At 42.0% G+C, this 6,000-nt stretch carries 4 protein-coding genes; 1 reads left to right on the top strand and 3 read right to left on the bottom strand.

Annotation, left to right across the window (positions count from 1 at the left end; genetic code table 11):
• On the bottom strand, positions 1-1,948 hold a 1,948-nt coding region (locus ACM615_RS22530; protein ID WP_431012563.1), incomplete at its 3' end, for a type VI secretion system Vgr family protein.
• A 747-nt stretch (positions 1,949-2,695) separates the two neighbouring features.
• Between ACM615_RS22530 and ACM615_RS22525 the strand changes: the two genes are divergently transcribed.
• Positions 2,696-2,944, top strand: coding sequence for a biofilm development regulator YmgB/AriR family protein (locus tag ACM615_RS22525; RefSeq protein WP_159281389.1), 249 nt, complete (start codon positions 2,696-2,698; stop codon positions 2,942-2,944).
• A 441-nt stretch (positions 2,945-3,385) separates the two neighbouring features.
• Here the strand turns inward: ACM615_RS22525 and ACM615_RS22520 are convergent, their stop codons facing one another.
• A complete protein-coding gene (locus ACM615_RS22520) occupies positions 3,386-3,988 on the bottom strand; it encodes a helix-turn-helix transcriptional regulator (protein WP_132966393.1) in 603 nt (200 codons plus the stop codon).
• Positions 3,989-4,572: 584 nt separating this feature from the next.
• A complete protein-coding gene (locus tag ACM615_RS22515; RefSeq protein ID WP_113876263.1) occupies positions 4,573-5,187 on the bottom strand; it encodes a helix-turn-helix domain-containing protein in 615 nt (204 codons plus the stop codon).
• Between the last annotated feature and the right edge of the window lie 813 nt (positions 5,188-6,000).

Raw genomic sequence — 6,000 nt, 5'->3', positions numbered from 1 at the left:
TCAGGCTGTCTTCCGCGTACAGTTGCATACTGTCCCCGCTGACAATACCGACGCCTTTTGGTGCGCTTAAAAGCAAAACGGCTTGCTGAAGTTTGTCGAGTTTCTGCTGTAACAACGTCTGTTGCCGGTCGATATCCGCCGCTAATGCCTGCGCCTGTTGAGCACTGGCCGACAGGCTCTGCATTTCTACCATCGCACTGGAAAGAAGTGCTTTGGCCTGTTGCATGTCCAGTTGCTGACCTCCGGCGGAAGCCTGCACGTCGGCGGAAATAAACACACCCTTGCCGCCGCGAATGGCCACCCAGTCGTCGGTGCGCAGCTCGGCGCCGTGACCGCGGTCTTTGCGCTTGTCATCGACCAGCGCCCCCAGGTTAAGCTGGCTTTTGCCGCTGGCCGGTGTGGAAAGCTTGATGTGTTCTTTGCCTCGTGAATCATCAAGTCTTAACTTATTTCCAGAAGGAGTGCGGATGACGTTCCGCTTGTAGTTCGGTAACGCCACATGATCCGGGTGCGTTGAATCATGCAGCGCACAGGCGATATAAGGCCGGTCAACGTCGCCATTTTCGAAGGCAATCGCCACGCCGGTGGAATCCAGCAGCGGCATATGGAAGCCGCAGGTATCACCGGAATAGGGTTTCGCCAGACGCAGCCAGCAGCTCTCGAAGCCTTTCTGCCATTCGGTGCGATCGAAGCCAAACTGCGCACGGTACAAACCGTCGGCGTTGATATGGGCGTAAGGTTCTTCCGGATGCGCGCTGGAGATACGGGCAGGCAGCGTGCCGGTGACGGTCGGCCACGGCAGCAAGGCAGGGCGATACGGATGCTGGGTATTACGCGGAACCGCGGTGAAGGTGACGAAATACGCCGTGTCGCGGGCGACGTTTTTAGAATCGGTGGAGACTATCAGCAGGCCGTCCGGCGCTTCCGGCCAGTCTTTGCCGGGCGTGGTGATGACCATCCCCGGACGCAGCGTCATGCAGTTGGATTTTCCCTCAAAGGTGATTTGCTCACTAAGGTAACGTTCCTGACGGCGTCTGGCGTACCACATGCCCTGTCCGGGCTCGCTGCTGTATTCCTTGCCCGGTTCAGGATAGTACTCACCCCAGCGGTAATCTTCGGCAACCAGCGCCGGATAATCCGGATTGGTCTCCACTGTGCCGGTCATATCGCTCTGCGCGGCAGGGTAGTAATCGTCGTTAACCGTCACAGATTTCGGAATGGCCTTGCGGCTGACCGACATGTCCCAGACTGATTCCAGGCCGCCGTCAAACAGTCCCGCCGGATTTCGGAAAGGGATAGCAACAGGCTCTGGCCAGGCGTAAGAATGGTCGGCCAGCACCATGACGTCGCAGTTGTTCTCTTCGTCATATTCGAAGAAGTACGAGATGCCGCTGTCGGCCAGGCGTCGCGCTATGTGGGCGTACTCACTTTCGCCGAACTGCATCATGAATTTTTTCAGCGGATACTGATCATTGAGCGCAAACCGAAAATCCAGCCGGTCCATGTTGTAACGCAGGAAGGTATTCTCGGTCATGCTGATGATGCTGTCGTTCTGGTAAATCGCGTTATTGCTGCCCTGATTTAACCGGGTGACGCGGTGCTCCAGCGTGGCGACGTAACGGGTCTCATCGGCAGAAGTGCTGCACTGGCGGAACTGCGTGATGACACCGGGGATGATGCGCGGCTTAACCGATTCCCACGGCTTGCCGTCGGGGTACATCAGGAACAGGGCGGTATAGTTGATGATGTGCTGGGCGGGAATGTCTTTCACCGCGCTGGTGAACTCAATCTCATAGCACAGAATATCGCTGATGGCCTCGCTGCCGCTGAACTTGAGCACCGAAATATCAACGCCTGGCTGCTGAGATTCAAGCCGTTTAAGTCTTAACTGGTAATGGTTGTGGATCGGTAATTTGCTGCCGGCAAGAATGTAATCCTGAATGCTCATCGTTTAAGTCCTTTTAACGCTTATGTGCGTGAATACCATAACTGATACCAAACAACGGGCAATCACGTAATGTAAAAAGCAATGACTACGTAAAGCTCTTCCTGCTTATCAATCCATAGTGCAGCAGTGGAAGGCGATTATAATTGATGCTCATAATCCAACAATGAAGAATTGATGGTGTGAATATATCAATGAGTTTAAGTATTCTGCATCAAAAGAATACTTAAAGCGCACCATTGCCTTAAATCTTCCGTTCCCGAAATGAGAAAGTAGCATAAGTCAGTGATGCACTAAAGCAAACTAGGTCACGGAAAAATGTAACGAAATTATTAATGAGGGAGGGTGTGGAGATTTATTAGGACTATTTTCGATAATCACTCGGATTTTTCTTTAGTGAAAAATCCGAGTGATTAGATGCTTGCTTATTAATTGAATGTTCACGTATTCACTAAACCAGATTTTTCTCATCAGCTGAATAAAGAACAATGGATCACTATAGAGCCCCGGAGCTAATCTCACCTTGGTTGAGTTACTCATTATATCTTTAACAAAGTGTCCAGAATGATTAGACCATTACAGTGTGAAAATTTTAGGAATTACCATATTGATCTCTCCCACTAAAATATTATTATTAAAATTACAGCTGCTAAGAAAAGTTGCTAAGAGGTCAGCAGCCTTGAGATGGAACCTCTCAGAAAAAAGTTGCGGCAGTCTCTTAAAGATTTGAGACTTAAATGGAGAAATAGCATGACACAGAAGAAAAGCACATCCAATCAGATTGATGACTACTTTAAAGCTATGAGCGAAGGCACACTGGGTGAAAGGAAGACATATTTGCAACTTTTTGCCGAACTTACCTCAACGCATAAATCGGTCAGCCGAAAGGACATCATTCGAGGCCTGGTTAAAAAGCTTGAAATGGAGAAGGACGTAACAAAGGCCGATATTTATCGCAATATACTTGAACAGATGCATGAAACTCGGGATAACGACTAGCTAAGCAGGCATAATTTTCAATGTATAAGAGAAAAAATACCGGACGAGAAAGTTACTAAATCCACTGAGTAAAAAACTTTTCAAGACTACATTAAGCATTCAATATTTATGCTTATATTAATAAGGAATTCTATTATATACCTCTGTCATTGTAGACTGAAGATTCTATATTAAAATGATGAATGCGCCATTTAGTGGGGTGGGGCTCGAGTTTATGAATATACCGTTGCTCCTTCGTAAATTTATTAGCCCAACTATCATACTTCGCTACATGCAATTTAAAAAGTGTGAAAAAAACTCATACATTGTTCCGTACAATGTATGAGTAAGCCAAGTGGCCAATACCAGGGAATCAAAAACACTATAATAAATAGTGAGTTAGTAAATTTCCTGAACCGGGATGAACTTATTGATTACAAGTGTCTGACCGAAATTTAAGTTCTAGAATTGTTGCATGTGAATGAGCTTAATTCTGTATTCCAGTAAAGTGCTTACTTTGTATTTCTGCATAGCTGACCTTAAATGAGAGCTAACTGTTTTAGGTGTTATGCCCGTTATTGTACTTATCTCATTATGGCTTAGACCTTTCCTGAGCAGATCAGAGACTTTACGTTCCTTATTTGTTAAGGCTAAATTTTCAGTTCTTACAAAAAGATTATTCCTAATTAAAGGCGAACCAAACATAACCATTTTAAAGATGTTTAAAATCTGATCTAACCCTGTGTCAGGGGCAATAAAAAGTGCATTTTCATACCCTCTTATGCCTCTCACAACTTCTGACATTGAAAAAGTACAGAAAACGATCACTGCTCCTCCTCTATCAAGCGAAGGGCTACGTTCAGGTAACTTTTCAAATATGCTCCTGGAAGATAAGACGACAATATCAGCTTGAAAATAATCGTTATATCTTGACTCATGTCGATTAATGAGCCTTACATTTACTACATGAGAATGATATATATCATCTAAAAGTTTTTGCAAGCCAACCTTAAAGTAATAATCCTTGCAGTAAATAGAAAAAAGTGAATTTCCATATGACAACATATTCAAAGTCCATATTAATAGCAACAGCTCTAGCGAATTGCAATTGAATATCTTAAGCAATCGCTAATAAAAAAACTTAAAGATCGTTATCCTTTTTACCAACAGGAACTAACTAAAGCAACTCGTCAAAGCTGTAAGGAGAAATGACATAATGAGCATAATCCTAATATCGAAAACGAAATAGTGGCTTCTCTTTAAATTAACAAACCAAATAAAATAGGAATATTCATACTGCACGTTGTGCCCAATTAGGATTGAAGCGATATAAACTAGGATTTTTCACATGCTGCAAGAAATAATAACATAAGTGATTAATCATAATCATAAATCACTAATTGCTAGCAACGATAGATACAATCACATTGATAGAAATTAACATTTTAAACGCCTTGATAATTTAAAATGAATAATCAATTCATTCCAAAGAATGCCCCGTTGTGGACGTTTCATCATGGTTGAAGTGAAGACGTTACTCACCCCACGGTGGGCGGAATAAGATATGCAAAAAGACAATTAAGTATAGAGTTCACTGACATCTTCCATTTCGCGTTGTTAGATTCCTGATATAAATCATGGTGACTAACTCAATTAAAGCCATCGAGAGTATCGATATGTGAAAGCTTTACTCTGTACTCTAACAAAGTCTTAACTTTAAATTTGGTCATGGCTGATCTTAAATGTAAACTCACAGTCTTTGGGTTAATGCCTGTAAATTGACTAATATCATGTTGATTTAGTCCTTTACTCAATAGTGAAGACACACGCATTTCATTACAGGTCAAGGGGGCCAAACCCGTCTTTGTAAACAAAGATTTTTTTGCTCCTTCCGTGCCAAACACTAGCACACAAAAAATCTGAGCTAACTTCTCCAGTTTGACATCCATCGGAATACACGAAACGAGATCGTATCCTGTAATACCGGTGAGTATGTGTGTCATTGAGTCAGAACAAAATATTATTGCAGCGTGATTCTTTTTTTTCTTAAGAATTTGTTCAGGTATTTTCTCATATATAGCCTTAGAAGACAGAACTATGATGTCAACGACAAAATAGTCAGCGAGCTCTAATTCGAATGGAATGCCATTATTAACAGGCAATTTAACTGATGAACATATGTCCTTAAAGATTTCTTGTAATCCTATTTTAAAAAAACGATCTTCACAATGAATAGAAAATAAACAACTCCCAATTACAAACATAATCAGACCTAGTTATTGAATTTAATCTTGATATAAAATAAAATATCCGCAGCATGGCTAAAATGCATATCGTAATTAAAAAAAACACTTTAACCATCATGCATATAGAATATTTCCCATATCATTAATGAACGCCAAAAGGGAATGCTAAGTATTTCTATCTCAGAATTTTACATTACTGTTCCTGACAGGATAGTAGTGAGTGATGTTTATCATGACACTGTTTAACTAAACAGCAGTCTAACAACATCAAAGATAAAAACTTAATCCACTATTGATAACGATTTATAAATCTTTAAGATTACTGAGCCCTGCCTGCCTTACAGAACTCCGCACGTATTTATATTATTAACGCATTGTTAGTCATAAATTTAAAATCAATGTAATAATATTTCATTATCGTGTAAATTAATGTTTATGTTGGCGTTATGTATCTTGATGTGAGGAATAAGATATGTAAATTAATGAATTTTTGTACACTTAAAGTAGTTGGATGTAATTGGACATGGTTTTTTATATTCTCCGGGAAAAGGCTCGTGTTCATTCAGACTCAAAGAAACATTATATTCATGAAGTCAGAGCGAGCTGAGATATTCCATGATGTAGTAGTTATCACTGTGAAAGCTTCAATAAAATTAGCGTATTAATAACCAGACATCACTGCGTTTTCTGCCCGGCTGCGGCCACCGAAGCCTCAGGGTTTATATCCAAACCCCATCCGGGGCATGGATTTTGTTTTTATGCGTTGTTTGACAGGCGACGACTGCGCCTGTTGACAGTTATAAAACCTTACACCCGCGAATGCCTGGGAAT

The sequence above is a fragment of the Rahnella sp. PAMC25617 genome (assembly GCF_050606005.1).
In the GTDB taxonomy this organism is placed as follows: Bacteria; Pseudomonadota; Gammaproteobacteria; order Enterobacterales; family Enterobacteriaceae; genus Rahnella; species Rahnella variigena.
The sequence above is the reverse complement of the archived record's forward strand: the minus strand, read 5'-3'. Positions and strand labels throughout refer to the sequence as shown.